This window comes from Cohnella yongneupensis (assembly GCF_042655785.1).
Lineage (GTDB): Bacteria > Bacillota > Bacilli > Paenibacillales > Paenibacillaceae > Cohnella > Cohnella yongneupensis.
In genome coordinates this window covers 204,415-230,323 of sequence record NZ_JBHSNC010000057.1, presented here as the reverse complement: position 1 = coordinate 230,323, position 25,909 = coordinate 204,415, and the positions used below count along the sequence as shown (strand labels likewise).

Annotated in this window: 25 protein-coding genes; 4 read left to right on the top strand and 21 right to left on the bottom strand. The window is 54.0% G+C overall.

What is annotated here, in order from left to right; translation table 11 throughout:
• Positions 1 to 26 precede the first annotated feature (26 nt).
• The 11 genes from ACFPQ4_RS22390 to ACFPQ4_RS22340 all read right to left on the bottom strand — a co-directional run bounded on the left by ACFPQ4_RS22390 (position 27) and on the right by ACFPQ4_RS22340 (position 13,117).
• Entirely contained in the window at positions 27 to 1,949 is a 1,923-nt protein-coding gene (locus tag ACFPQ4_RS22390; RefSeq protein WP_378114149.1) for a stage V sporulation protein D, read from the bottom strand.
• A 106-nt stretch (positions 1,950 to 2,055) separates the two neighbouring features.
• Positions 2,056 to 4,329, bottom strand: coding sequence for a penicillin-binding transpeptidase domain-containing protein (locus ACFPQ4_RS22385; RefSeq protein ID WP_378114148.1), 2,274 nt, complete (start codon positions 4,327 to 4,329; stop codon positions 2,056 to 2,058).
• A gap of 30 nt (positions 4,330 to 4,359) precedes the next feature.
• Entirely contained in the window at positions 4,360 to 4,770 is a 411-nt protein-coding gene (gene ftsL / locus ACFPQ4_RS22380; protein ID WP_378114147.1) for a cell division protein FtsL, read from the bottom strand.
• A 37-nt stretch (positions 4,771 to 4,807) separates the two neighbouring features.
• Positions 4,808 to 5,776 (bottom strand): 16S rRNA (cytosine(1402)-N(4))-methyltransferase RsmH, encoded by a 969-nt coding sequence (rsmH, locus tag ACFPQ4_RS22375; protein ID WP_378114146.1) that lies wholly within the window; start codon positions 5,774 to 5,776, stop codon positions 4,808 to 4,810.
• 77 nt (positions 5,777 to 5,853) lie between these two features.
• Positions 5,854 to 6,291 (bottom strand): division/cell wall cluster transcriptional repressor MraZ, encoded by a 438-nt coding sequence (gene mraZ, locus ACFPQ4_RS22370; protein WP_378114145.1) that lies wholly within the window; start codon positions 6,289 to 6,291, stop codon positions 5,854 to 5,856.
• A 161-nt stretch (positions 6,292 to 6,452) separates the two neighbouring features.
• The gene (locus ACFPQ4_RS22365) at positions 6,453 to 7,616 is read right to left on the bottom strand and encodes a DUF4349 domain-containing protein (RefSeq protein WP_378114144.1); all 1,164 of its coding nucleotides are present in this window, start codon (positions 7,614 to 7,616) and stop codon (positions 6,453 to 6,455) included.
• Positions 7,617 to 7,923: 307 nt separating this feature from the next.
• On the bottom strand, positions 7,924 to 9,186 hold the full coding sequence (locus tag ACFPQ4_RS22360) for an adenosylhomocysteinase (RefSeq protein ID WP_378114143.1): 1,263 nt from the start codon (positions 9,184 to 9,186) through the stop codon (positions 7,924 to 7,926).
• 47 nt (positions 9,187 to 9,233) lie between these two features.
• A complete protein-coding gene (gene bshC / locus ACFPQ4_RS22355) occupies positions 9,234 to 10,883 on the bottom strand; it encodes a bacillithiol biosynthesis cysteine-adding enzyme BshC (RefSeq protein ID WP_378114142.1) in 1,650 nt (549 codons plus the stop codon).
• A gap of 113 nt (positions 10,884 to 10,996) precedes the next feature.
• A complete protein-coding gene (locus ACFPQ4_RS22350) occupies positions 10,997 to 11,395 on the bottom strand; it encodes a DUF3397 domain-containing protein (RefSeq protein ID WP_378114141.1) in 399 nt (132 codons plus the stop codon).
• 21 nt (positions 11,396 to 11,416) lie between these two features.
• Complete coding sequence (locus ACFPQ4_RS22345) at positions 11,417 to 12,379, bottom strand: ketopantoate reductase family protein (RefSeq protein ID WP_378114140.1); 963 nt, start codon at positions 12,377 to 12,379, stop codon at positions 11,417 to 11,419.
• A gap of 93 nt (positions 12,380 to 12,472) precedes the next feature.
• Positions 12,473 to 13,117, bottom strand: coding sequence for an RsfA family transcriptional regulator (locus tag ACFPQ4_RS22340; protein WP_378114139.1), 645 nt, complete (start codon positions 13,115 to 13,117; stop codon positions 12,473 to 12,475).
• A gap of 286 nt (positions 13,118 to 13,403) precedes the next feature.
• Between ACFPQ4_RS22340 and ACFPQ4_RS22335 the strand changes: the two genes are divergently transcribed.
• On the top strand, positions 13,404 to 13,640 hold the full coding sequence (locus ACFPQ4_RS22335) for a DUF2626 domain-containing protein (RefSeq protein WP_378114138.1): 237 nt from the start codon (positions 13,404 to 13,406) through the stop codon (positions 13,638 to 13,640).
• Between the two features lie 69 nt (positions 13,641 to 13,709).
• Here the strand turns inward: ACFPQ4_RS22335 and ACFPQ4_RS22330 are convergent, their stop codons facing one another.
• On the bottom strand, positions 13,710 to 14,870 hold the full coding sequence (locus ACFPQ4_RS22330; RefSeq protein ID WP_378114137.1) for a class I SAM-dependent methyltransferase: 1,161 nt from the start codon (positions 14,868 to 14,870) through the stop codon (positions 13,710 to 13,712).
• Positions 14,871 to 14,953: 83 nt separating this feature from the next.
• Between ACFPQ4_RS22330 and ACFPQ4_RS22325 the strand changes: the two genes are divergently transcribed.
• Positions 14,954 to 16,036, top strand: coding sequence for a coiled-coil domain-containing protein (locus tag ACFPQ4_RS22325; protein ID WP_378114136.1), 1,083 nt, complete (start codon positions 14,954 to 14,956; stop codon positions 16,034 to 16,036).
• Here the strand turns inward: ACFPQ4_RS22325 and ACFPQ4_RS22320 are convergent.
• The gene (locus tag ACFPQ4_RS22320) at positions 16,010 to 17,416 is read right to left on the bottom strand and encodes an extracellular solute-binding protein (protein ID WP_378114135.1); all 1,407 of its coding nucleotides are present in this window, start codon (positions 17,414 to 17,416) and stop codon (positions 16,010 to 16,012) included. The genes ACFPQ4_RS22325 and ACFPQ4_RS22320 overlap by 27 nt on opposite strands.
• Before the next feature lie 95 nt (positions 17,417 to 17,511).
• On the opposite strand from ACFPQ4_RS22320, the gene ACFPQ4_RS22315 reads away from it, so the two are divergent.
• Positions 17,512 to 18,015 carry a hypothetical protein gene (locus ACFPQ4_RS22315; protein WP_378114134.1) on the top strand — a complete coding sequence of 168 codons (504 nt, stop codon included), beginning with the start codon at positions 17,512 to 17,514 and terminating at the stop codon, positions 18,013 to 18,015.
• On the opposite strand, the gene ACFPQ4_RS22310 is transcribed toward ACFPQ4_RS22315, so the two are convergent.
• Complete coding sequence (locus tag ACFPQ4_RS22310) at positions 18,012 to 19,343, bottom strand: PhoH family protein (RefSeq protein WP_378114132.1); 1,332 nt, start codon at positions 19,341 to 19,343, stop codon at positions 18,012 to 18,014. The genes ACFPQ4_RS22315 and ACFPQ4_RS22310 overlap by 4 nt on opposite strands.
• A 193-nt stretch (positions 19,344 to 19,536) precedes the next feature.
• On the opposite strand from ACFPQ4_RS22310, the gene ACFPQ4_RS22305 reads away from it, so the two are divergent.
• Positions 19,537 to 20,085 carry a YhcN/YlaJ family sporulation lipoprotein gene (locus ACFPQ4_RS22305; RefSeq protein ID WP_378114131.1) on the top strand — a complete coding sequence of 183 codons (549 nt, stop codon included), beginning with the start codon at positions 19,537 to 19,539 and terminating at the stop codon, positions 20,083 to 20,085.
• A 54-nt stretch (positions 20,086 to 20,139) separates the two neighbouring features.
• On the opposite strand, the gene ACFPQ4_RS22300 is transcribed toward ACFPQ4_RS22305, so the two are convergent.
• From ACFPQ4_RS22300 to ACFPQ4_RS22270, 7 genes are all read right to left on the bottom strand, one after another.
• Positions 20,140 to 20,595, bottom strand: coding sequence for a pyridoxamine 5'-phosphate oxidase family protein (locus ACFPQ4_RS22300; RefSeq protein WP_378114130.1), 456 nt, complete (start codon positions 20,593 to 20,595; stop codon positions 20,140 to 20,142).
• Positions 20,596 to 20,680: 85 nt separating this feature from the next.
• Complete coding sequence (locus tag ACFPQ4_RS22295) at positions 20,681 to 21,778, bottom strand: LCP family protein (protein WP_378114129.1); 1,098 nt, start codon at positions 21,776 to 21,778, stop codon at positions 20,681 to 20,683.
• Positions 21,775 to 22,086: a hypothetical protein gene (locus ACFPQ4_RS22290; RefSeq protein ID WP_378114128.1), complete on the bottom strand. Its 312-nt coding sequence runs from the start codon at positions 22,084 to 22,086 to the stop codon at positions 21,775 to 21,777. The genes ACFPQ4_RS22295 and ACFPQ4_RS22290 overlap by 4 nt, the downstream gene beginning before the upstream one ends.
• 17 nt (positions 22,087 to 22,103) lie before the next feature.
• Positions 22,104 to 22,391 carry a YlaH-like family protein gene (locus ACFPQ4_RS22285; protein WP_378114127.1) on the bottom strand — a complete coding sequence of 96 codons (288 nt, stop codon included), beginning with the start codon at positions 22,389 to 22,391 and terminating at the stop codon, positions 22,104 to 22,106.
• A gap of 60 nt (positions 22,392 to 22,451) precedes the next feature.
• Positions 22,452 to 24,293 (bottom strand): translational GTPase TypA, encoded by a 1,842-nt coding sequence (gene typA / locus ACFPQ4_RS22280; RefSeq protein ID WP_378114126.1) that lies wholly within the window; start codon positions 24,291 to 24,293, stop codon positions 22,452 to 22,454.
• Between the two features lie 219 nt (positions 24,294 to 24,512).
• On the bottom strand, positions 24,513 to 24,995 hold the full coding sequence (locus ACFPQ4_RS22275) for a hypothetical protein (protein ID WP_378114125.1): 483 nt from the start codon (positions 24,993 to 24,995) through the stop codon (positions 24,513 to 24,515).
• A 142-nt stretch (positions 24,996 to 25,137) separates the two neighbouring features.
• On the bottom strand, positions 25,138 to 25,812 hold the full coding sequence (locus tag ACFPQ4_RS22270; RefSeq protein ID WP_378114124.1) for a TerC family protein: 675 nt from the start codon (positions 25,810 to 25,812) through the stop codon (positions 25,138 to 25,140).
• Between the last annotated feature and the right edge of the window lie 97 nt (positions 25,813 to 25,909).

The window sequence follows — 25,909 nt, the reverse complement described above, 5'->3', positions numbered from 1 at the left end:
TCAGGTCATTCCGACGATCGAACGGTTTAATCCCCCGCGCCCAAATAAATCCGGATGACCGAGCCTCGCTCCAGCTTCGTTCCCGCTACCGGCGCTTGGCGAATAACGGTGTTTCCGCTGCCGGATGTCGCAAGCTGAAAGCTCATATTCATATCTTCGTAAATGTCCGAAACCGTCTTGCCCACGAGATTAGGGACGGCGACGATCGGCGTATCCCCGTATTTGAATTCCTTCTCGATCTGCGTTTTACTTGGTTGTACGCCTAAGTACGGCAAGGCGTCGGCCATAATATTGTGGACGATCGGAGCCGCCACGACGCCGCCAAACTGGATGCCTTGCGGATTATCTATAGCCACGTAAACGATCAGCTTCGGATCGTCTGCGGGCGCGAAACCGATGAAAGAGACGATATGCTCGTTAGGCGAGTAACGTCCGTTCACGACTTTTTGCGCGGTCCCCGTTTTCCCCCCGACCCGGTAGCCGTCAAGAAACGCGTTGCGCCCCGTGCCTTGCGCGACGACTTTTTCCAAAGCGGCCCTGACCTTCTTGGACGTCTCTTCGGAGATGACCTGCCTTACGAGCTGCGGTTTGCCTTCTTCTAAAATCATACCGGTATCCGGCTGAATCCATGCCTTCGATACGTAAGGCTTATACAGCTTCCCGCCGTTAATGACGGCCGACACCGCCGTAATCTGCTGGATCGGCGTAACGGATACGCCTTGACCGAAAGCCGTCGTCGCCAGCTCCACGGGACCGACTTGGCTAGGCTTGAACAGGATGCCGTTCTCTTCGCCTTTCAAATCGATGCCCGTCTTCTTGCCGAAGCCGAAATCTTTAATGTACTGGAACAATTTATCTTTGCCGAGCCGCTGTCCAAGGACGACGAAGCCCGGGTTGCACGAATTTTCGACGACCTCGAGGAAGGTTTGGCTGCCATGTCCGCCCTTCTTCCAGCAGCGGAGCTTCGCCCCCGCTACGTCCATGTAACCGGGATCGTAAAAGCTCTCGTGTTCCAGGTCTACTTTGCCTTCTTGAAGCGCGGCGGCGAGCGTTATGATCTTGAACGTCGAACCGGGTTCGTACGTCATCCAGATCGGCAAATTGCGATTGTATACTTCGGGCGACACTTCCTGATATTTGTCGGGCTCGAAAGTCGGTCTGCTACCCATCGCGTAAATTTCACCGGTATTCGGATCCATCGCGATCGCGATCGCACTCTTCGGATTGTATTGCAATACCGCTTGGTCTAATTCGCGTTCGACGATCGATTGTATCTTTTGGTCGATCGTCAGCTGCAACGACAGCCCGTCCCTTGGAGGGGTAAACGTATCTGAGGAATTCGGCATCGATTCCCCGTTTGCGGATGCCAAATAGTTCACGCCGCCTTTAGTACCCGTCAGACGCTGGTCGTATTGCAACTCCAATCCGGTTAGCCCCTGATTGTAGCTCCCCGCGAAGCCCAGCACGTGAGACGCTAACGAGCCGAACGGGTAGTAGCGTCTATTGTCTTCGGCCACGACGATGCCCGGGAGCGCCATCTCCCGAATCTGTTGTGCTTTCTCCGTCGTCATTTTGCGACCGCCGGGCTTCAATTCAACGATCTTCTCGCGCTTCGTAAGAAGCCGGTAGAGCTGCTCCTCGGACATGCTAAGCGGCTGCGCAAGCGCATGCGCCGTTCCTTGCGGATCCTTGACTTGGACAGGGATCGCCATCACGGTCGGAGAGCTTATGTTGTACGCTAACCGAACGCCGTTGCGATCGAGAATTTCTCCGCGCTTAGGCGCGTAATCGATAATGCGTCGCCAGGAATCCTCCGCCTTCTTCGTGATGTCCCCGCCGATCCATAGCTGCACGTAGCCAAGCCTGAAAAGCAACGCGGCAAAAGCCAGGATGACTAGCATCAATGCCGTATAGAGCCGTTTACGCACCGTAACTTGCGAAGTTTTCACACCAAAAAACCCCCTCGGCCAAGACGTCTGAACAAGCTTGCGCTTAGTTCCAGACTATTCTTGGACAAAGGGGGTTAGAACAAGCCCTCGCGATCCGGGAAGCGACCTAATCGGCTCCCGTTGAATCTGTTGCGTTGCTCTGATCGGATGCGGAATCTTGATCCGGTTGCGGCTTGCCGGGCGGACTCATCTTTAGCTGAAGCGTCCATGTATCTCCGATTTTAACCGCTTCTTGGCTAGATACGTAACCTTCTCCTTCGACGGTGAACGCTACTTTCAACAGCGTGCACATCTCGACCGCGTCACGGAGCGACAGTCCCGTCAAATCCGGCACGTTGCCCTGGTGCGTATCGGTCAGCAAGTAAATGCGCTGGGAGGCCGGCATGACGCTGCCCGCCTTCGGCAGCTGCTGCAACACTTTCGTGCCTTTGCCGAGCACGCCGACAGGGAACTCCTTCTGCTTGAGTGCCGCTTGCGCTTGGGTAACCGTCATGCCGACGACTTCCGGTACTTTGGACGTAATCTCGGCACTCGCTTTAACAGGAGCGTCTACGCCGTCTTTAGCATCCGTGGCCGGCAAATTCGGCTTAATGCCAAGGTGCTCAAGCGATTTACCCATAATTTCTTTGAAGATCGGCGCCGCTAGAGAACCGCCGCCGACGTTATCCGCTTGCGGTTCGTCCATGATTACGTACAGCACGATCTTCGGCGCTTCAACGGGGGCGTAGCCGATGAACGAGACGACGTAACGGTCTTTGGCGTAGCCGCTGCCGTTAGGGTCCGTCTCTTCGCCCTTGCTTACTTTTTGCGCGGTACCGGTTTTGCCCGCGATCCGATACCCCGGAATGTAGGCTTTCTTCCCGGTGCCGATCGCTTGGTCGCTGACGACCTGCTCCAAGTACTCGCCTACTTTGCGCGACGTCTCCTCGGAGATAACCTGGCGCACGAGCGTCGGCTCGGTTACGATCTTCTCCCCGGTCGCCGTATCGGTAATCGACTTGACGATATGCGGCTGAAGGAGCTTGCCGCCGTTCGCCACGGCCGCGACCGCAGCCACTTGCTGAATCGGGGTTACTAGTACTTTGCCTTGCCCGAACGCGGCCGTAGCGACCTCGGACGGGTAGTCCAAGCTGAACGAACGCGACACTTCGTTAGGCAGTTCGATGCCTGTCTTTTGGCCGAAGCCGAAGTTGTTAATGTAATCGATCAGCCGATCTTTCCCGAGCATCTCGTACCCTAGCTTTACGAACGCGACGTTACTGGAGTGCTTGAGGCCGTCCAGCATCGAAATTTCGCCCCAACCGGTGTAGTTATAGTCTCGAATCGGCTTATCCCTGTCCGTATACTTAATCCGGCCGGACATGTACATCTCGTTCGGATTGAACAAGCCTTCTTCGACGGCTCCGGCAAGCGTTACGATCTTGAACGTGGAGCCGGGCTCATAGAGCGACTGAATAGCGTTGTCCCGGAAAGCGGCTTGATCCTTGAATTCCCAATAGTTGTTCGGGTTGAAATCAGGCATGCTGGACATGCCGAGAATTTCCATCGTATTCGGGTCGGCTGCGATCGCCGTGACGCTGATCGGCTTGTATGCCTCATAGGCTTTGCGCAGCGCCTCGTCGATATAGAACTGAATATCGCGGTCGATCGTGAGCCTGATGTCGTTGCCGTTCACCGCTTGCTTAAATTCAAGCTGCCCGTTCGGCAGCTGCGTGCTCGTGCCGTCCTTCTGGTATTTAATGAACCCCGGCTGGCCTTTGAGCTGGTCGTTCATTTCTTTTTCCAACCCGAGTATCGCTTCGCCTTCCTTATTCTCGTAACCGAGAATATGGGAAGCTAGCGTGCCGTTCGGATAGTAGCGCTTCTTGTCTTCTACGAAATAGAGTCCGATATTGTCGGTCTTCGTCTCCGTACGCAGCTCCTTGCGGAACGCGTCTAAGGTGTCCTTGACGGACTTGTCCACTTTCCAACCGTCGGGCCTTACCTCGCGTTGGTCGCGATACTCGCCGTTTTCCTTTTTCGACCTAACCATCCCGCGAAGATCGCTTTCGGACGTGCCGAGCACCTCGTGCAGCTTGGCGACGATCCGATCCGCCAGCTTCCACTCCGGATGCTTCGCTTCTAGCTCCGCGATACGCTCCGGACCTACGGCGATCGTATAGGCAAGCGCATCGGCCGCCAGCACTACGCCGTCGCGGTCGAGCAACATGCCGCGTTCTTGGGGGATTGTCTTGCTCGTAATCCACGTTTTCATCGCCTGCGTGGACCAGAAATCCGCTTTCACGACTTGAATCCAATATAAACGAAACACTAAACCGACAAAAAGGAGGGTAATAAACCCTCCCATCAGCAACGTCCTGAGCTTTATTCTTCTCGTCATACATTATTCCTCTTCATTTCCCGACCGGCGCTACGGCTTCAAGGCGACGGCATCGCGGCCGCCTTGCGAAGTAATGGTTATGCCGCGGTTCTCTACTTGAACCATGCCATACCCTTCGGCCATATCTTTGATCCGCTTCATATCGCTAAGTCTTTCGACTTCCCTCTGAAGCTCATTCATTTGATCGGTCGTCTGATTATATTGTTTCGTCGTATCTTGAATTTGTCCGTTAAGCTGATAGATTTGCGCGTAACGAAAAATAATGAAGCCAGCGACGAGAACGACGACGGCGATCGTAAACAAGTATAACAGTTTTTCCGCTAGCGGAAGCGTTCTGCGGCGAACGACTTTGCTCGGTTGCTGCGCTTGCTTGCGTACCGGCGCTTGCGGCTGTTCCTGTACGCGCTCCGGTCTGAGCGCTAGGTTACCATAGTATTGCATGTTGCATGCTCCCCTTTCTGAATTTAGGCATTGTCTATCATGAACCCGCTTCTGCGAGTTTTTCGGCTATTCTGAGTTTGGAGGACCTTGCGCGCGGATTAATTTCCAGCTCAGCTTCCGTAGGCACGATCGGCTTGCGCGGCGTTAGCTTCAGCCTACCGTCGCCTCCGTTGCATACGCAAACCGGGAAATCCGTCGGGCAGGTGCAGCTGGCTACTTCGCGTGAGAACGTCGTCTTGCAAATCCGATCCTCTAGCGAATGGAACGTGATGACCGCGATCCGCCCTCCGGGTTTAACGCAGTCTATCGATTGCTTGAGCGCTTCCTCAAATGCGCCTAGCTCGTCGTTCACCGCGATTCGCAGCGCTTGGAACGAACGCTTGGCCGGATGGCCGCCCGTACGGCGAGTTGCCGCCGGTATCGACATCTTGATGAGCTCTGCGAGCTCGCCCGTCTTCTCGATCGGCGCTTTCGCGCGCGCTTTGACGATGTTGGCCGCGATTTTGCGGGCGAATTTCTCTTCGCCGTAATCGCGGAGGATCTTTGAGATCTCCCGCTCGTCCCATTCGTTGACAATCTCTCTTGCGGTCAGCGGTTCGTCACGATCCATCCGCATGTCGAGGTCCGCATCGTGATTGTAGCTGAAGCCGCGGTCGGCTTCGTCCAATTGCGGACTCGAGACGCCTAAGTCGAACAAGATGCCGTCTACTTGCGGACAACCGTCTTGCTCCGGAACGCCGACTTCGCGAAGCGCTTGCTTGAGGTAGCGGAAGTTGCTTTTCACTAGCGTGACGACCTGTTCGTAGGAAGCGAGCCTGATCCGCGCGTTGGCAAGCGCGGCGTCGTCCTGATCGAAAGCGATCAACCGACCGCTGGGTCCGAGCTGGCTGGCGATTAATTCGCTATGTCCCGCTCCGCCTAACGTGCAATCGACGTAGATGCCGTCCGGACGTATATTCAAGCCTTTTACCGATTCCTCTTTCAATACCGTTACGTGGTGAAACATATTTTCTGCCCCCCGGTACCCTGAAGTCGGGTCCGTCTCTCTTGTCTAAGTGTTTATTTAATAGGTTTGTTAGCGTATTAGAAGTTGAAATCGAAGTCGACGAGCTTCTCCGCGATTTCGTTGAACGAGCTTTCGGATTCGCGGGAATATTGTTCCCATGTCGCTTTATCCCAAATCTCCACCCGGCTGGATACGCCGATGACGGTGCAATCTTTGTCCAGCTTGGCGTAATCCCTTAAGTGGTTCGGCACGTTTACCCTTCCCTGTTTGTCCCATTCGCATTCCGATGCGCCGGAGAAAAGGAGCCTGGAAAACGCGCGCGCGTTGGCGGCCATGGACGGCAGCGCCTTCATTCGCTCTTCGAGCGCGTTCCATTCTTTGCGGGGGTATACGAACAAGCAGTTGTCCAAGCCGCGGGTGATGATAAAATCCGTGCCGAGAGCTTCGCGGAATTTCGCCGGGATAATAATACGTCCCTTGTCGTCGATGCTATGCTGAAATTCGCCTAAAAACATCCGCTCTCTGCACCCCCCATCCTCCACCACTTTCCACCACTTTAAACCACTTATGATGATAATTCGCGTCATAAAATAAAAATCCTGCCAGGATCGCAGGATTTGTTAAAAAATATTTTAGGCGATTAACGACCGATTCCTCTTTCTGTCGGCATGCTCGTTCAACGATCTGTACGATCGTCTAGATTCGTGTCGGTTGACGTATCCACGGAAGGCCGAATGCGCTCCGATTCGCCATCAGTGGCGTCGTTGTTATTAGCTAGAGTCAGATTGTGCGCGTTCAGTTGCTTCCTTCTGTCTTCGGCTCTAGCCTTACGCTCCGCGTTCCTTCTTCTGAGGATGAAAAATGCTGGGATTCCGATTACCGACGCTACGATTAAGATCGGGAGCAACGCAGCCAATACGACTAATATTCCTTCTCCGAATTGGCGTAGCACCTTCGCGCTACCAGACAGGGCGTCATAGACGCGATCCCCGAAGTCTTTAGGTTTAGCTTCTTCCTCGGGCTCCGCGTACGCGGCCGTTCCCGAGCTTTGATAAAGGCGTATGCTGACCGTCGAGAACGCTACGTTCTGGTCTAAGTAACGGATACGGCCTTTGATTTGCTCGATCTCTTCCTGGACGCGAGCAAGCTCATTAGAAAACTGAACGAGATCGTCGGTTCTCGTCGCCTTGTCCATGAAGCTGAGCAGTCTGGCTTCCACCGTTTGCTTCGCTTTGAGTCTTGCACCTAGGTCCACGTATTCTTCCGTCACGTCGTTGCCCGCGACATTCCGTTCCTTGTGAACGGTTTTGATCTGCTTCAGACCGTCGAGAAAAGAAGTGAATCCTTGCGACGGCACTTTAATGACGTAGTTCGCGCCGGTCTCGTCGGGATTGCGGCTATCGGAAAATTGCAGCGTGTACGCGCCTGTCGTCATATGGATAAGATTCATTAGTTGTTCCTCGGCCGTCTCGAACTTCTCTACTTTCATGACCAAAGTGGCTTGGTAAATCACTTTGCGGCCGTATCCGGAATCGCTGTCCGCGATCGGTCCGATTCCGCCTCCGACGGTAGGAGGCGATCCGTCTCCGTTCTCTTGCGCCGCGGGTTCTTCGGGTGCCGACGATGGTACGGCCATTTGATCGACGGGAGCGTTCGAGACATCCTTGGCCTCGGAAAAGGCAACCGCAGCGTTCTGTTGCGGCATTGCTTCGCCTGCGGCGGCAGCCGAGTCGTTATCGCTGTTATTCGAGCTCGAGCATGCTGCCAGCCCCATCATCAAACCGATTGCAACTACGATAGTCAACACGAAACGAAGCTTGCGCGATCCGAACCATTCCATTGCGATCTCCCCTTTTTATCGTTTCTAGTGGCATAGACGAAGGGGATCAAGAAAAGGTTTCCAGAAATGGCTATACCGAAAAAAGTTACTTACAACGATATCCCCTCCGCTCAGGAAAGGGTGCCACTAACCTTTCTGAGCGAACGGGATATCGTTGTAAAGGCACTATCGACGAAGGAGACTGAGCGAGCGGGATATCGTTGTAAAGGTGCTATGGACGAAGGAGACTGAGCGAGCGGGATATCGTTGTAAAGGCGCAAAAAAATCCCGCAGCGCAACGATGCGCCTGCGGGATTCGCTTAAAAGTTTAGTGAGCCGTCCAGCTTTCCAAGTAGGACTTCTGCTCTTCGGACAACGCGTCGATCGCGATGCCGAGCGACTCCAGCTTCGTGCGGGCTACTTGCTCGTCGAGATCGTACGGCACGTTAACGACTTGCTTGCCGATTTGCTCGTAGTTCTCGTTCACGTAACGAAGAGAGAGGGCTTGAAGCGCGAACGTCATGTCCATGATCTCGGCCGGATGCCCGTCCCCTGCCGCCAAGTTAACTAGGCGTCCTTCAGCCAGCACGTAAATGCGGCGACCGTCTTTGAGCTGGTACTCCTCGATATTGCGGCGAACGATCCGTTTGCTGACCGACATCGCTGCAAGCTCTACCAGATTCACTTCGACGTCGAAGTGACCCGCGTTAGACAGGATCGCTCCGTCCTTCATGTTCGCGATATGCTCGCCGCGGATAACGTCTTTGTTGCCCGTAACCGTTACGAAGAATTCGCCTACTTTTGCCGCTTCGGCCATCGACAGTACCGTGAAGCCGTCCATGTACGCTTCCACCGCGCGAATCGCGTCAACTTCGGTCACGACGACGTTAGCGCCAAGACCTTTGGCGCGCATCGCGACGCCTTTGCCGCACCAACCGTACCCGTTAACGACGACGGTTTTGCCCGCGACGACCAAGTTCGTCGTCCGATTGATGCCGTCCCATACCGATTGACCCGTACCGTACCGGTTATCGAACAAGTATTTGCAGAACGCATCGTTAACCGCGACCATCGGGAATTTAAGCGAGCCGTCTTTTTCCATCGCCTTAAGGCGCAAAATGCCCGTCGTCGTCTCCTCCGCGCCGCCACGAACGTTCGCGAGCAAATCTTGACGCTCTGCGTGCAGAATCGAAACGAGGTCGCCGCCGTCGTCGATAATAAGGTCTGGCTTCGTCTCCAGCGTCTTCACCATCAAATCTTTGTACTCTACCGGATCCGGATTATACTTTGCGAATACGGTAATTCCGTCTTCTACCAGCGCCGCGCACACGTCGTCTTGCGTGGACAACGGATTGCTGCCGGTGATTACGACTTCGGCGCCTCCGGCTTGAACGACTTTCGCCAAGTAAGCCGTCTTAGCTTCCAAGTGAAGCGAGATCGCGACGCGAAGTCCTTTGAACGGCTGATCGCGTTCGAATTGCTCGCGAATACGGTTCAAAACGGGCATATGCGCCTGAACCCAATCAATTTTAAGCTTGCCTTCGGGTGCCAAAGTAAGGTCGCGCACAATGCTTTTAGTCGTAGTAGCCATCTGCTGATTGCCTCCAATAAAATCGAAATTAGTATGATTGATAAAAATTAATCGTTTGCCGGAATCAAGCTTTCGACAATCCGCTGACCGCCCGTTACCTCGTAAGGTACGTTCAACCATTGGGAGAGCCATGCTGAGCCGTAGCGATTCCAATAATGGATCGTTCCGTATACTCTCTCTTGCGGCTTGCCAAGCGGAGTAAGCGCTAGCTGGATGCGATCCCATTGGCGCAGCGCGGCTTCGTGCTGCTTAGCGATCGCGTCGATCGAACGGGATTCGAGATAAGAAATCTGTTCCATGATTTTGTCGCGGTTGCTTTCCGCAAGCTTCGCCAGCCCGGGCTGCAACGAACTTACCGTATCCATGATAGGTGCGTAAAGGCTCGCGAACTGTTCCCGCGCCCGCTCGAATTTCTCTTCGAGATTCCAGCGATCCTGCCGGCTCAGCCATTGCGATTTCCTGTCCGCCCATTCATGCAACGCGGCATCGATGGTCAACTCGTACTTGTCCATCAACTTGCCGATATTGTGCGGTAAATAAGTGAACGATTGGCGTGGAATCAATAAGGGCATGGACATTTCGAACGCTTCGAAAGCAGGTCCCAAAATGCCCCAATAAGCTAGCTCCGACGGACCAAGAACGGCGGCAAGCACAGGCAACACGTAATCCTGCATGAGCGGTCTTGTCAGCGCGTTCGTGCTAAGCACGTCCGACGCGCTATCCGTCAACGAGAGCAACTGCTCTCTAGTGTAAGCGACATTGCCTCTGCGATCAACGAAATTCTCTTCATCTTTATGCAACAGCAATCGTCCTTGCTCGTGATGCAAGAACAAGTTCGCGCTGTGCTCCGCGATTTCGGCCTGCAACGGAAAACCTAGCTCGCTGACGCGATTCTCTCCCGCTTTCAGCGCTTGCTCCAACAAGTCGTTGCGTTCGATCAACTCGCGGAACATCGGTCTTTCGAGCGCCCGCAGCGACGGATCGTCGGCATCGAGCAACAGCAGCCCTTCTTTGCCGAACCAATCGGCAAGCAACCTCGCGAACGCCAGGCTCAGCGTAGGCGCGTCTTCGACGTAACTTTGCAGGCGGGCTAGCAGCTCGGGCTTGAACTCGGTATCCGGCAACTGCACGGCAAGCTCCTGCAGCGACGCTTGCCAGTCTTTCGCCGATAGAGGCGTCCGGCTGACGGCTAGCCGCGGTCCCTCGGGACGATCGATGCGCAGGCGCCTTACGCCGCCGTCGGCCGCCTGGATGTTCACATGATTCGCTTCGTCAAAATCATGGTCTTCGCCCGCGATCCAGAACACCGGAACGACGGGTCTTCCGAGCAATTTCTCCGCGTAGCGCGCCGTCTGCACGACCGAAAGCGCCTTATAGAAAATGAGCAATGCGCCGCCGAATAACCCGGCTTGCTGCCCGCCGACGACGACGAGCGCGTTGCCGCTTTCGAGTCTCGCGAGAGATTCGGACGCTTCGGCATGTGCCGGTAGCTGGGCTTGATAGGCTCGGATCGCCGATGCGATCCCGGATACGCTTGCCCTGCGATCGGCAGAAGCATCTAGCTTGGCTGCACGCGCACGCCAATGTTCGGGCTGCGCGGGATGAAGGCCGAACAATTCGGTCGCTTCCGGACTTCCTTGGCGGAACTTTTCCGCGATAGACGTATCGTTGCTTTCGGTAAGAGATGCAATATTCAAAGGGAACGTTCCCCCGATCTGTCGGAATACTATCACAGTTGATTTTACACAAGACCAGAAAGCACGTCAAAACAAAAGAGCCGTTCCGGGGGGACGGCTGAGTCTGCAAACGATTAAGCGGCTTTTCCGAAAATAACGACGATTTCAACAAACATGAATATAACGTATAAGACCGACATCCCGAAAAAGGTAAGACGCCATACCGCCCGGATCAGCTTAGCCGCGTCCACTTGACCTCGCACCCGGTTTTGCGCGTTGCCGATCAGACCGCCGACGATCAGCATAATAAGAATGATCAGGTACAAGCCGAACGTAGTCCCTAATCTGAGATTGATCAGCACGGCGACGGTCGCGATCAGAAACGCCGTCGTTACGTCCATGGCGGCGCGAATCGCCCGCTTGCGGTCTCCACCTCTCGTCGAAACGACGAAATAGACGACGAAGAAAGGGATGATCGGTATCAAAGCGATCGTTGCGTATACGCGCGTCAACACGTCGAAGATCGTACTCATTTTGTAATCTCCCTCGAATAATCAGGTTGCTTTCACGAGCGCGCATATCGCATCGTTCCAAGGCGCCTTCATCCCTTGTTCCGCGGCAAGCCGGCTGACCGCGCCGTTAATCGCATCGACCTCGGTCTCGCGTCCGGAGAGAACGTCTTGCAGCATGGACGATTCGTTACGCTTCGTACTGTCGCAAACCGCGAGCACCGACTGCCATAACGCATCCCGCTCTTCCGCCAACCCGCGATTACTTAAAATCGTGTATGTCTCATCGAACAACGCTCGCATTAACTCCATCCGTTCCCGCGTCGCGGGCAATTGTCCGTTCCTCACGCGCAAAAGCGCGGTTAACGGATTAATGACGGCATTGATCAACAGCTTGCGCCACACGGCCTCTTCCAACTTGTTCGACAAAATAACGGTAAATCCTGCCTGTTTGAATAACGATTCCAGAACGAATGGCGTTTTCAAAGCGTCTTCCCGACTATTTTGATTATTCGCATCCCACTCTTCGTCGTGACTTAAGCCCCACTCGCCGATGCGAATTTCGCCTTTTCCCGTATGGAGCACCGTCGTTGGGCCGGTACGGAGAGCGCCCTCGGTGGTGACGGCAACTAACAACTCCCGCCCCGGAAGCCCCAGCCGAAGCTTGTCCACATGTCCGACGCCGTTCTGGAACAGCACGACAGTAGCGCCGATCGGCACGATATCAGCCAGCCACTTCATGAAATTGTCCGTTAGCGCGGTCTGCTTCACGGTCAGCAGCGCCAGCCCGTCCGTCGCGGACGCGTCTTCGACGGCGACCGCTTCTATCGGCACGGTAACCGAAGGCTCGCCGGCCACGGCGTCTTCTATCGTAATGCCCGCTTCCGCTAACCTTTCCGCCTGCTCCGCGGTTTTGGTCACGATCGTCACGGCGCAACCCGCCCTGGACAGCTTGCCTCCGAGAAGCAAGCCTAGCGATCCGCCGCCTATAATGCTAAGCGAAGTCATCTGTGGTCATCCTTTCCGCTCCATTCCTTATCGCTTACGATACCAAAGCAAAGCCCGCGAGGATAGTCCCCGCGGGCCGCAATCAAACCTATTCTATTCGATTCGTTCTAGATTCCCGTTCGCGTCCATTTTGAATCTCGTCCGGTCCTCGTCTACTTCCTCCGTCAGAAAAGCGAGCCTGCGAGCACGATCCATTATACGAATGAGCGCTTTATAGTCATCGTTCACGACGCGATAATCGGTCTGAACCTCATTCACTTCTTTGGAAAGCCGGTCGTTTTGCTCTCTGAATTCGCTCAGGCGATCTTCCTTCTCTTTGACTTCCTTCTCTAGTTGCCGGATTTGCCTGCTCATCTCTTGAACGGTGCCCTTCCATTGGCGCAAGTAGCGTATAATCGCTTCCAAAGACATCGATTCCGCGGACAACAAATCCGCTTTGCCGGAATCGACCTCTTCGATAGCGATGCGATCGGATCCGGAGATCGTCGTTATGCCCTGTTTTTTCAAGTAGTTGCGTTTTTGGCGCTGCTGCTTGGCCATGCCAATCGCGTCGTCGTATCTTTTGCGGACGCAGCTATTCCATCGAAAGCCGCATGCGGCCGAAGTGCGGGCGATACGTTGCCCCACCTCTTCGAATGCCGCCAGTTGCGTGCTACCTTCGCGAATATGACGCAAGGTGACCTCCGCCAATATCATATCGTCGTCCGGACTCCACGCGTCTTGTCTGATAGCCGTCATGGGAGCTATTCCCTCCTTATTTTAGTTCCGTATGTTTCGGTCTTTGTTCATTTCTATGCCCGTCGTAGAATTCATAGAATCTATCGGATACTTCTATGTATATCCATTTTTTGAATCACTATACCTAAGCACGTCCCGGGGCCGGTCGAACGCCATCGCATAATCGAACCGGTGCGGGGCAATGCTACGGGATAAAGCGAAAAGTTTGCCAATTCGTCACGAGTTGCGGTTTACACCATTTTGCCCAAAAGGTATAATATGCTTTAGTTAGAGAGGGGGATACTTCGTGGCACGTATGTTTCGGGTGCTTGGCTTCTGGACCCTTGTCATCGGTCTGATGGCATTCGCGGGCGACATGTATGAGATGTCGTTGCTGTTCTTCTTCCAGACAGCTGCTTTCTTCCTGCTGGGATACTTGAACTTCTCCGAACGGACATACCTCATGATGTTCTGGGGTTATATGGTTCTTGCATTCCTCGGGTTCACCTACTGGTCCGTCTTCGAGATGGGAATGCCAGTGTAATTCAACGATAACAAGCAAAACCGGGTATAAGCAGATGCGCAATCTGCATGTACCCGGTTTTTATTTGGATTATTTTTCGAAAATTTGAACTTTGAACAGCTCGCTCATCCCGTCCGACAGCAAAAGCTGGCGAATAGCTCTATTACGCCGTGCGATCGGGTGAAAAGGATCCGCGATCCGGTGCTCGGTCAGCTTGTCCATCACGCCGGATTCGATGAGAAACCGCTTCTGCGTGCCGTACCAGAGCTGTTTCCAACCCGATTGCTCGGCCGCTCGTCGCGTATGGCTAAAATTCACGTGGGCGGTCAAGTCCTGCTCGCCGGGAACGTGGTAAGGATCGTTATGCGCCCGATGATTGTGATAGCAAAGCAATGTCCCGTCCATTCGGTGCGGAGCGGACAGCTCAATGCTATCGTCTCCATAATCGATCAGAACAAGCAATGCTCGCGGCATTCGATGGGCTAGCGATCGGATCCAATCCGCCGCCTGCAGGTTGACCTCGAACGTCTGCCCTTCCAGCAACTTTATTCCTTGTTCCTCTAGCCAATCCGTCCAATCCATTTCGTTCCGCGTCAATAGACAAGAGATAAACCTTTCCGAAGCTTCATCCCATGCGACTCCCCATTCCCGAATGCGTCCGTCCCGCTTCGCGAGTCTATGCACGGGGAACGCGTCGAGCAGCTCGTTCGCGACCACGATGACCGGACGATCGTCCCAGTTAGGAAGATCATCCGGTTCCCCGCCGATTACGCGCGCGTTACCGCTTGCGACGTAAGGCTCAAGCCGTACCAAAGCCTCGCGGCGATGCTCGGGATTGCCATCGATAACGGTCAGTTTAAACTTGCTCCCCGCTTCGTCCCCGCTTGCCCACGCATCCATCATCTGCCGGCCAAGCCGACCGGTACCCCCGCCCCAATCGACGACTTCTACCTTATGCGCGCCCGGAAAATGCTCGTCCGCCAAACCGGCGATCGTATGCGCCAATTGCTCGCCCATAACTTCTCCGATATAGGCACTCGTATAAAAATCCCCGTCGCGCCCGACGCGGGCGGTTCCCGAGCGATAATATCCATAATCGGGATGATAGAGACAGAGCGACATATAATGGTGGAAGGAGATTGCGGACAACTCCGCTGTGCCCGGCGCTCGAGCTTCGCCTCTGAGCCTGCTTCCGGCAATCTCCGACTTTATGATCGCCGATAGCGGCGTCGTTCGTTGTTGTGCATGCATTGGACTGATACCTTTCCCCATAGGAGCTGTCATATTATAATAGCATAGGATTAGACGACCGGTTGTGGAAGGAGGGGGTCTTATTGCGCCTTGCAAGTCGGGCTGTCCTTATCGTCATCGTATGGCTACTGTTGCTCTCGAGAGCCGAAGCGCTGCTTCCGATCAACGCGGAGCCGATGGACGAACAAACTAGACAGCTGCTAGAGAAAAGCTTGTCGGTCGTAGAGCTCGACAGAGAAATAGACCGCATATCCAAGCTTCGCGTAGAGTCGCAGGCTTCGATCGATCAAACGCAACATAAGCTCGACAAGCAGGAAGTCGCGATCGCCGCTCAAAGGGAGCAAGCCGGGCGCGTGCTGCGAGCTTATTATATGGGTCATAAAGATTTTTGGCTTAATTCGATCCTCGTCGCCAAGTCGCTGCCCGATCTGATTCGAGCGTGGGATCTGATGGATATGGTTATGCAATCCGACCAACGCGCTATGGATTCATATGCCGAGGAGTACAAAAATCTACGCGACGGCTACGATCAGCTCAAGCGGAACAAAGCCGATCTGGACTCCGTGTCTAAGCAATTGATCGAACAGCGGGCTCGGATTACGGCTTTGCAAAAAGAAGTCGATGGCGCGCTGGCCGCAAGCGGCGATGCCGATATGCTGCGCAAATTAATGGATGAGTTGCAGGCGTATTGGAAAAACGTCGGTCTATACGAAGTGAAGCAGCATTTCAAAGCGCTAGCCGATGCGATGCACGATTTGCCGACGTGGGTCAAAGAAACGCCCGGCATGTTATCGACAAGCGGCTTAAAAGCGAAGCTTACGATCACGGATCAGCAATTGAACGATTTTCTTCGCTCTAAGGACGACCGTTTCAAAGATTTCGCCTTTACGTTCGATAACGGGATGCTGACGATGAATGGCGATAACGGCAACATTAAAGTGATGATCCAAGGCCGCTACGAAGTCGTGAACGATCCGGAGAACGCCATTATTTTTCACGTCGATAAGCTCGTATTCAACGGATTGGAGTTGCCCGACACGACGCGCGAAGACCTTGAACGGGAGTTCGATCTAGGCTTCTACCCTCAGAAGCTGATCAAATACGTTAAAGCGCAAAGCGTCACCTTGGAAGACGGCAAGCTAGTCGTGGCGTTGAAGATCGGCTAACGATTCCGTCCACGCCAGCTTCCACTCGTCGAGAGAAAACTGTCCGGATGCATAGCTTTTCCACAAGTTCTCCAGCTGCTTCATGCGAACGGGAAGCTTCGGATCGACCGCGAGCGATGCCTGATTAGGGAATGTTTGTCCGCTTCGCGCAGGTAATAAATTTTTAAGCCGGGCATCGTTATCGTAGATCGAACGATAGACGGGAAGTAGCCCTAGCTTTTGTTCGTTCGCGATTTGGATCGGCGCGTCCGTCATTTCCGTAATCCACGTAATCGCGGCTTCCTCGACCGACGTATCGGCGGAGATGACGTAGCTTGTTCCGCGAGGCCATACGTAGGACAGCTTCCAAGACGAATGATCGAGCTTAAGCTTCATCGCAGGGCTATTGCTCTCAGCTTCCACCAGAAGACGTGCCGCTTCTGAATACGGCAGCTCGGCAACGAGCGTTTGACCTTGCAATAACTGGTTTTCGGCCGAATCCGGCGTTGTCGCGAACTGAACGCCTGCTTTATTCGTATCAAACAACGAGAGCGCCGTTCCTAATGGCGTCGTCGTCCAGTTTTCTCCTGCATCGTTCCATATCGCGTCCGTCCTTTGTCCGGAGACGTTCTCCAACCATGAGAGCAACGCGTACGGATCGTAAGGGTCTATCGTCAGCCAAGAGATCGGACCTGCCGTCTTCTGGCTAGCGTCCGAATCCGTTATCGGAGCATCGACGGCAGCTCCTGTAGCTGACGACGACCCCGTGCTGCGGGCTGCTACCGTACCCCATTGTTCGGGCGTAAGCGGCAACGTAACGCCATCACCGAGCCATTCGCGCAGCAGCGTCTCGTTCCATACGAGCACGTAAGGATCGATATTAAGCGGCACGCCCCACATAAGGCTGCCGTTCCATTTGACCAGCGAGGACAGTGCATCGAATTGCTCGGTCAACGCCTTGCCTACGAAGGCTGCGTCCGCCGGCAGCAAATAACCGGAGGCGGCGAACTCGTTCACCCATTCGCTCTTCAGCAGCATGACGTCCGCCGCTTCCTCTAGCGACGAAGCACGTTCGAAGTATCGATGCGCGTCCTCCGGATCTATGCGCGTAAGCGTCACGGTAATATCCGAGTGTTTATGCCTAAACGCGATGTTCTGCTCGGCCAACAGCTTGAAGGACGCCTCGTCCATCGCCACGACTACGGACAAGCTCGCGGGCTCCTGCAAGTCGACTTGCTGGATAGCAGCCGTGATCGGCTCTCCTTGAGGGATCGCTACCGCAGGCGGCGAAGCTTGGTGCCGAGGCGCATCCGACCAAGGGGATAAGATTAAAACCATCATGCCCAGCAATATTAAAACTAAGGCGATCTTACGACGCGCCACGTTCGTCACCTTTTTCATCGCATACTGTACTGCTTGCATTATCCATGATAACAGGATGAACACAGCCTGTCTCGCTTTTTTGGTAAGCGCTTTATTAGAGGAGGATTAGCTCGATGTTAGAACGCGTATACGGCATAGAACTTTTAATTCCTGCGGCGAATTCCACCGTTTCACTTGAAGAAATGCTAGCCGAGGTTGCTGCAATAGCACCTCCCCTCGATCAACACGACGAGCTCGTCTTCTTCGCGTCCCCACATCCTGTGCCCGCAATCGGCGTTCTTCTTGAGCGCCGCGGAATAGCGACGGAACGATCCGAGCTTCTGATGCTGACTCCCGAGACGCTGCGCGATATCGCTAAATCGCCGATATTTGCCGATTATGCCATCGAAGCGCGTTCCGGCAACGTTTATTTCGACTTATCGCTAACGGCTGCTTTCGCGCTTAAAGCAACAAAGCCGGAAGCGGAAACCGCCCCGGCTTTGTTGCAATTGGAAGAGCATCTAATCGGAACCTTATCCGGACCGAACGGACAGCTTCATTTGATCGACCGGCAACTGACTTCGCTCGCCGATCGCGTTGCGCGCGCCTACGGCTGCTTGACCGTATGGGAAGCTTAGAGCCGCTCCGTCGCAAGCTGCGCCAGACGGGAACGTTCGCCCTTCTCAAGCGTTACGTGACCGCTTACGCCCTCTTCCTTGAAACGCTCGACCAAGTACGTAAGCCCGTTGCTTTGCGAATCGAGGTACGGATGGTCGATTTGCTCGGGATCGCCAAGCAGCACGATTTTGCTGTTTTCCCCGACGCGCGAGACGATCGTCTTCACCTCGTGCTTGCTTAGGTTTTGCGCCTCGTCGATAATGATGAACTGACCCGGAATCGAGCGTCCGCGAATGTAGGTGAGCGCTTCTACCTGAATGCTGCCGAGCCCCATTAAAATTTTATCGAGATCGCCGGACTTCTTAGTATCGAACAAAAACTCCAGATTGTCGTAGATCGGCTGCATCCACGGGCGCAGCTTCTCTTCCTTCTCGCCCGGCAAGTATCCGATGTCTTTGCCCATCGGCACGACCGGACGAGCGATGAGCAGCTTCTTGAACTTATGCTCATCCTCTACTTTCATCAAACCTGCGGCCAGCGTCAGCAGCGTCTTCCCCGTACCCGCCCGTCCGGTTAACGTTACGAGCGGTATTTCGTCATTGAGCAACAGCTCCAAAGCCATCCGTTGCTGCGCGTTACGCGCCGTAATCCCCCATACCGGATCGTTGCTCATATGAAGCGGCTCCAGCCTTTTGCCGTCGCTAGTCACTTTGAGGAGCGCCGATTTGGACGTGCCGAGCTCATCCCGCAAAATAACGAACTCATTCGGATGCAGCGTTACTTTAAGTCCGAGTTGACTAATATGAAGTACCCTGTACGTGTAAAACTCGTCAATTACGGAAGGATGAACGTGGAGCGCAAGATGGCCCGTGTATTGGTCGGATACGGACGGCACATGGTCCGATAAATAATCTTGGGCGGGAATGCCGAGCACGTCGGCTTTTACCCTAACGAGCACGTCCTTGCTGACGATAATGACCGGACGGGGTTCGCTGCTCTCCTGTTCCTCCATATGATAATTCAACGCCACCGCGAGTATCCGGTTATCGTTGGTCATTTCCCCGAACGATTCCTGTACCCTGACGAAACGTCGATGATTCATCTCCACTTTAAGCAATCCGCCATAGGGAAGCGGCACCCCGTTATGCAGCTGTCCCAACTCCCGCATGCGATCCAGCTCCCGAGATATGTTGCGGGCGTTTCTTCCGATCTCGTCCGCCAACCTTTTTTTCGAATCGATCTCTTCGAGCACGACGGAAGGTATGACGACCTCGTTATCCTCGAAGGCGTACAAGGAGAGAGGATCGTGAAGCAGCACATTCGTATCTAGCACGTAAATTTTTCTCAAGTGCATTCCCTCCCGGATCAGCGGATTATCTTGCTACTCGCTTCTGTCTACGCATGAATGACGACTGGTTACATAGTGCGCGCATGTCGGGGAACACTAAAGCCATAGATCAACCGATTCCTGCGATACCGATGGAATAAACCATTCGATCGGCTTAACGGGCATCCCTCCAGACTAGGATGGTGAACAAAGGATGAAACGAAATATAGGAAGCGCCTGCGGCTCGCTGCTCTTGGTGCTTAGCTTAGCGGTGAGCGGTGCAGGCTGCGGGAACAAACCGTCGGCTTCGAACAATAACACCGTTAAAACGCAATCGACCAAAATGACGAAAATCGGCACTGCCGATGCAAAAGTCGTCGCTGCCCATCTAGAGCAGCTTGCGAAAGGCGTACCTGGCGTGAAAGGCGCGAATTGCGTCGTGTTCGGCAAATACGCGGTAGTCGGAATAGACGTCGACGAGAAAATGGAGCGCGCGCATGTCGGAACGACGAAGTATGCCGTTGCCGAAGCGTTCCGCAAAGATCCTTACGGCATCGATGCGGTCGTTACCGCGGATATGGATATGCGGCAACGTCTTCGCGAGATTAGAACGGACATTCGCAACGGCAGGCCCATCGCCGGATTCGCGGAAGAAATGTCCGATATCATCGGGCGGCTCGTTCCGCAAATTCCGCGGAACATTATCCCTCCGAAAGCTCCAGAGAACATGGGTACCGATAACTTGAAGAAGCTCGAGCATTAAAGCCATTGATACGGACAAGCCCGTAAAAACGACAGAAAGCCCAGTGAAATAAACTCACTGGGCTTTCTTCATGGCGTCGAACACTTGTCCATCCAAGCGGTCGGCGGCTCTTTTATCGTATGTTTTTTGTACTTCTGGAAGCACTGCCAGACGCGCGCCGTAGAACATGGCGTCTCTAACGGCCGTGATCTCGATGTCCATACAAGCAAGCGGGAACGGAACGCCATCCAGATGCTCGGCAACCATGACGGCTTTACCGTAGACCGCATGAACGGTACCCCCGCCGAATACGGTAACGCTTGTCTCGGGGCGGCTAACCATGTTGGCGATCAGACGCGAACGGCCATCGAGTGCAAATCGCAGACGCGCGGCGTCTACCGCGTAAATCCACGAGATCGCGCTGGTCGTCGGGCTGCCGCTATCGGTGTCGACGGTATGGAGCAGAACGAAGTTTTCCTTCTGTAGCTGCGCATAGAGCGCATCGGTTAGAACGGTTGTTGTTTCGGCCATCCGCAACCCTCCGCCACGTTTCTGGCTCCATTATATCATATGGCCCGATCGTTTCCAACGGACATTACGCCCGCCTGTACGGCGATCAGTTCGCCGTATTGGATTCCGATGCGCCGTCCGTCGCAACCGGGGTAGCGGCCGGACGTCCTTCGGGCAGCAGTTCCTCCGCCAATGCCTTTTTGGCCTCGGCAAGCTTATCCTGGTTTAGGATAACGTACGGGCTGATCCACTCGCCCTCGAGCGGAATGAACCGGATATCGGAACGGTTAATGCCGAAGTAGGTCGAGATCATATCCTCAAGCTGCGATTCCGGAATATCCGTCCGCATATTGTCGCCGACCGCGTTCATGACGTCGTCGATCTTCGTAATGCTGCCCAGCGATTTTAGCTTATCCGCAATCGCGCCGAGGACTTGACTCTGTCTCTCGTTGCGCTCAAAATCGCTCGAAGCCGCCGTGCCTCGGTTAGACTTCCGGTAACGAACGAAACCAAGCGCGTCTTCGCCGTTCAGCGTTTGTTCGCCGGCCTTCAGATCGATATTCGTTCCGTCCGCGTTATCGACGTAGCGCATATCTTTATTAACCGTGACTTTTACGCCGTTCAACGCGTTTACGACGTCGACGAATCCTTGGAAGTCTATAACCGCCGTATAATCGATAGCGACGCCGAAAAACGTGCTCAGCATTTCGCGCGTATCGTCCTGCGCTTCGTTTTTGGCCGCATCCTTGCCAAGTCCGTCCTTAAGCGCTTTGGAATAGAAAGCTGCGTAATAAGCGTTGACCTTATGCTTCTTATAGCCTTCCATGTTCAAATCGCTATCGCGCGGAATCGTTACGACCGTCGCGGTCTTCGTCTTCGGATTGAATGCGGCTACCATCATGACGTCCGTATTCATGCTGCCGAGTTCCTTACGGTAGTCCAGACCGAGCAGCATAAGCGACACCGGCTTAACGTTGGCGCGTTGCTCTTTCGGTACGGACTTCGCGTCCGGATCGTGGCTTGCGATCTTATGTAGATTGTCTTTGTAAGTATAGTATAAGTACCCTGCGTAAGAGCCCAATCCGATAATGATAACGGCAACTATCAAAAACGTAATTCTGCCCCATCGGACGTTCTTTTTCTTCTGCGGCCTGGCTGTCGTCCGGTTACCCGACCGAGGCGGCATAGGCGTGTGTGGATTCAATGCAATTCCTCCTCGTCGTCCTCGTCCGCAACTTCCGCGTCGTCTTGAACGCCGAACATGTCTCTGTTCAATTGTTCGACCGTTTCGCGATCGAACCATACCGTGCGCGTCGTTCCATCTTTAGCCGCGTAAGTGACGAACACTTTCGCGGCTTCGATGGAACTGACATCAAACGACGTCAATTCGTGGTCTTCCGACAAAATCTGGGCAAAAAAGAGAAGCGTCTCCTTCGCCGCCGCGTCATCGGGGCGGGCGGAGGAGACCCACTTCATCTGCAACCAGTAAAACAGCGCGTCCATCAACGACATGGCCATACCCCTCTCCCTTAAGAAGGCTTGCTGTCTTTGCTAGCGTTAATTCTCTTATCGTACAGCTGACGAAGCCGCAGGAGCAGCATCATGAAGACGGCTACGGACATGCATTGGATGATCGGCAATATGAGCAATTGCAGAACGAGCAACACGTAGCAACCGACCGCCATCATCAAATAAACGAGTACTTCCTTCAGAATCGGAAGCCGACCAGGCCTGAACACAGCATTGAATATATAGATCACGAAAGCGAGGATCAGCAAGTATGAAACGAGCGGGTGGTCTTGGAACCAATGCTGCATCTGTACTCCTCCATCATTAAATAACGATCGGTATCGCTACGAAGTTGCATGCTTATGCGCTTATACGCCAGCTTCCGCCACGCGGCGTTGCTTCTCGTATCTGTCGCGTTCGCTCTTGTTCAGCACTTTTTTGCGCAAGCGAATGCCTTTAGGCGTAATTTCGCAAAGCTCGTCGTCGTTCAAGTACTCGAGCGCTTCCTCCAAGGACATCAAGCGAGGCGCCTTCATGCGAACCGTCTCTTCCTTGTTCGCCGTACGAATATTGTTCAACGCTTTTTCTTTACAAATGTTAACGATGATATCGGTGTCGCGCGTGTGCTCGCCGACGATCATCCCTTCGTATACTTCCGCTCCAGGTTCCATGAACAGAATGCCGCGATCTTCGACGGAAAGCATGCCGTAAGCGGTAGATTTACCCGTTTCGCTGGCAATCAGTACGCCTTGACGACGTCCGCCGACTTGACCGCCGATGACCGGTCCGTAGCTATCGAACGCATGGTTCATGACGCCATAACCGCGCGTAAGCGTCAAGAAGTTCGTACGGTAACCGATCAACCCGCGCGCCGGAATTAGGAATTCGAGGCGAACTTGACCCGTGCCGTTGTTGATCATATTGATCATTTCGGCTTTGCGGGTACCTAGGCTCTCCATAACGGAGCCCATGCTTTCTTCCGGTACGTCGATCAGGAGGCGCTCGATCGGCTCGCTTTTCACGCCGTCGATGTCTTTGATAATAACTTCCGGCTTGGACACTTGCAGCTCGAAGCCTTCGCGACGCATGTTCTCGATCAGAATGCCGAGGTGAAGCTCGCCGCGTCCGCTAACGACGAAGGAGTCAGGGCTGTCCGTCTCTTCTACGCGCAAGCTGACGTCGGTTTCGAGCTCTTTGAACAGACGCTCGCGCAAATTACGGGAAGTTACCCATTTGCCTTCGCGTCCGACGAACGGGCTGTTATTAACGAGGAACGTCATTTGAAGCGTCGGTTCGTCGATCGTGAGCACCGGCAAAGCTTCCGGGTTTGCCGGATCCGCGATCGTCTCGCCGATATTGATATCTTTAAGCCCCGCGATTGCGACGATGTCGCCGGCGGCGGCTTCTTCGATCTCGATGCGCTTCAGCCCTTGGAAGCCGAACAGCTTCTCGATACGGGCTTGGCGGGCTTTGCCATCGCGATCCAATACGGCCACGACTTGGCCTTGCGCAACGCGTCCGCGGTTAACGCGGCCGATCGCGATACGACCCATGTACTCGTTATAGTCGAGCAACGTAACGAGGAATTGCAATGGCGCTTCCGTGTCTTCTTTAGGCGAAGGGATATGCTCGAGAATCATCTCGTACAGCGGTTCCATCGTCTCTTCCAAAGTGTCGGCGGTTCTGCCTGCGATACCGTTCAAGCCGGAAGCATAAACGACAGGGAAGTCGAGTTGTTCGTCGTTCGCTTCGAGCTCGATGAACAATTCCAATACTTCGTCGATAACTTCGACGGGACGTGCCGCCGGGCGATCGATTTTGTTCAGAACGACTACAGGCGTCAAACCTTGTTGAAGCGCTTTGCGCAAGACGAACTTCGTCTGCGGCATGCAACCTTCGAAAGCGTCGACTACGAGCAATACGCCGTCGACCATCTTCATGATCCGTTCAACTTCTCCGCCGAAGTCGGCATGTCCAGGCGTATCCACGATGTTGATCAGGTTGCTTTTGTACTGAATCGCCGTGTTTTTAGCCAAAATCGTAATGCCGCGTTCACGTTCAAGATCATTGGAATCCATTGCACGGTCTTGCAATTGTTCGTTGTCGCGGAATGTACCGGATTGACGAAGCAATTGGTCAACCAAAGTTGTCTTACCGTGGTCTACGTGCGCGATAATCGCGATGTTACGGATCTTGTCTCTAGCTTGCATTGTCCCACTCCTCATTTATGTCCAGGCTCAACGTGTTCGTTAAGTTAGGATTCTCTATAACCGCAAAACAAAACGCCGACGCGAGGTCGACGTTATGGACTTCACCGGTACGACCGACCTAATCTGCCGACTATACGGTAGCTAGGTCATCATCCCTTCTATTATACGCTAGTCGAAGCGAAAAGCCAACGTTTATTGTTGCGATGCCATTTGTTCCGCTTACCAAGTGCGCGGGCGTCTAAGCACGAGCCATGCGCCTACGGCGATCAAGCCCACGGCGATCAAGTAAATTCCCCATGTCCAGATAAGCGTGAGGCAGAACAATAATATCGAGATGGAGGCCAGACCGACAGCGGCAGTCCATACTTCGCGCGAACGATTGTAGCCGAAAACATGGTACTCGTACAAGCCGATGGCGACGGAAAACGGGAACATCGGCCACAAATATTTCATCATCCCCCATCCGAACCAGTTGCCGATCAGCAGCACGACCGATATAACGGTCAATATCCCTGCCGGCACGAGCGTAATCGACGGAACCATTCGGCCGAAATAAAGCACATGCAAGAGCACGCCGGGGATCAGGATGAATAGCGGCCAAAATACGGCGCCGATAAAGGCGAATACACCCAGCTTGCCTAAAAGAATTATCAATCCAACAGTCAACACGAGTATTCCGACTGCGGCGGATTGTCTGTTCACGATAGCTCCCCCACTTCATCCCATATACAATGGATTTTGTCCTGATTCCTTATATGTCGGATCCTGACGTCTATTCTTTAAGTTTAATGGAATTCGGGGGAAAAAACTAGTTCGGTATTATAAAATAGTGCCTAAAAACTTCCTATAGTCTTTCTTGCGGACGTCTTCGCAACCATAACGCGATAACGATCAGCATCGCAACGGTCGCAATCGGCAAGATGCGCTCCACGTCCGGATCGATCATATGGCGATAACGCTGCAAACCCGGATCCTTCAGCATCATCTCTACGGCGGTATATCCAAGCAGGCCGCCCCCCACATAGACTAACCCCGGCAACCGGTCCAGGAGCCGCATAATGAACGCGCTGCCCCAAATAATGATCGGTATGCTCATGACGATCCCGATAACGAGCAGTATCGTATCCCCGTTCGCTACGGCGGCAACGGCAAGTACGTTATCCAAGCTCATAACGAAATCCGCCACTACGATCGTCCATACCGCTCCGGCTAACGTGGAAGCCGCTTGCGTGCTTGCCGAGTGATCCTTGCGGTCGATTAGCAACTGTAGCGCTATGACGATCAGCAGCAGCGCTCCCACCGTCTGCAGCAGCGGTATGTGCAGCAAGGCTACGGCCCCGAGCGTCAATACGCAACGCAGTAAAATCGCGGCCGCGGTCCCCCACCATACGGCGGTCCGGCGTTGGTACGCAGGCAGCCGTCTTCCTGCCATCGCGATGACGATCGCATTATCGCCGCTCAGCAGCAAATTAATGATTACGATTTCGAGAAATACCCAGAAACTATCCATGATTCCCATGCGGCCACCCCCTCTTACCAGACCTATGTACAAGCCGGCTCGAATATGTGACGCATTTTTATGAATCCAAATCTCCAAGCCTCCGTATTACTAGGAG

Coding starts and splice junctions, on each gene's coding strand:
- mraZ (WP_378114145.1), bottom strand. CDS start 6,291: ATGTTTTTAGGCGAATTTCAGCATAGCATCGACGACAAGGGACGTATT.
- ACFPQ4_RS22360 (WP_378114143.1), bottom strand. CDS start 9,186: ATGGCTACTACGACTAAAAGCATTGTGCGCGACCTTACTTTGGCACCC.
- ACFPQ4_RS22305 (WP_378114131.1), top strand. CDS start 19,537: ATGAAACGAAATATAGGAAGCGCCTGCGGCTCGCTGCTCTTGGTGCTT.
- typA (WP_378114126.1), bottom strand. CDS start 24,293: ATGCAAGCTAGAGACAAGATCCGTAACATCGCGATTATCGCGCACGTA.
- ACFPQ4_RS22290 (WP_378114128.1), bottom strand. CDS start 22,086: ATGTCGTTGATGGACGCGCTGTTTTACTGGTTGCAGATGAAGTGGGTC.
- ACFPQ4_RS22315 (WP_378114134.1), top strand. CDS start 17,512: ATGTTAGAACGCGTATACGGCATAGAACTTTTAATTCCTGCGGCGAAT.
- ACFPQ4_RS22385 (WP_378114148.1), bottom strand. CDS start 4,329: ATGACGAGAAGAATAAAGCTCAGGACGTTGCTGATGGGAGGGTTTATT.
- ACFPQ4_RS22340 (WP_378114139.1), bottom strand. CDS start 13,117: ATGACGGCTATCAGACAAGACGCGTGGAGTCCGGACGACGATATGATA.
- ACFPQ4_RS22270 (WP_378114124.1), bottom strand. CDS start 25,812: ATGGGAATCATGGATAGTTTCTGGGTATTTCTCGAAATCGTAATCATT.
- rsmH (WP_378114146.1), bottom strand. CDS start 5,776: ATGTTTCACCACGTAACGGTATTGAAAGAGGAATCGGTAAAAGGCTTG.
- ACFPQ4_RS22330 (WP_378114137.1), bottom strand. CDS start 14,870: ATGCATGCACAACAACGAACGACGCCGCTATCGGCGATCATAAAGTCG.
- ACFPQ4_RS22285 (WP_378114127.1), bottom strand. CDS start 22,391: ATGCAGCATTGGTTCCAAGACCACCCGCTCGTTTCATACTTGCTGATC.
- ACFPQ4_RS22320 (WP_378114135.1), bottom strand. CDS start 17,416: ATGAAAAAGGTGACGAACGTGGCGCGTCGTAAGATCGCCTTAGTTTTA.
- ACFPQ4_RS22345 (WP_378114140.1), bottom strand. CDS start 12,379: ATGACTTCGCTTAGCATTATAGGCGGCGGATCGCTAGGCTTGCTTCTC.
- ACFPQ4_RS22365 (WP_378114144.1), bottom strand. CDS start 7,616: ATGGAATGGTTCGGATCGCGCAAGCTTCGTTTCGTGTTGACTATCGTA.
- ACFPQ4_RS22350 (WP_378114141.1), bottom strand. CDS start 11,395: ATGAGTACGATCTTCGACGTGTTGACGCGCGTATACGCAACGATCGCT.
- ftsL (WP_378114147.1), bottom strand. CDS start 4,770: ATGCAATACTATGGTAACCTAGCGCTCAGACCGGAGCGCGTACAGGAA.
- ACFPQ4_RS22300 (WP_378114130.1), bottom strand. CDS start 20,595: ATGGCCGAAACAACAACCGTTCTAACCGATGCGCTCTATGCGCAGCTA.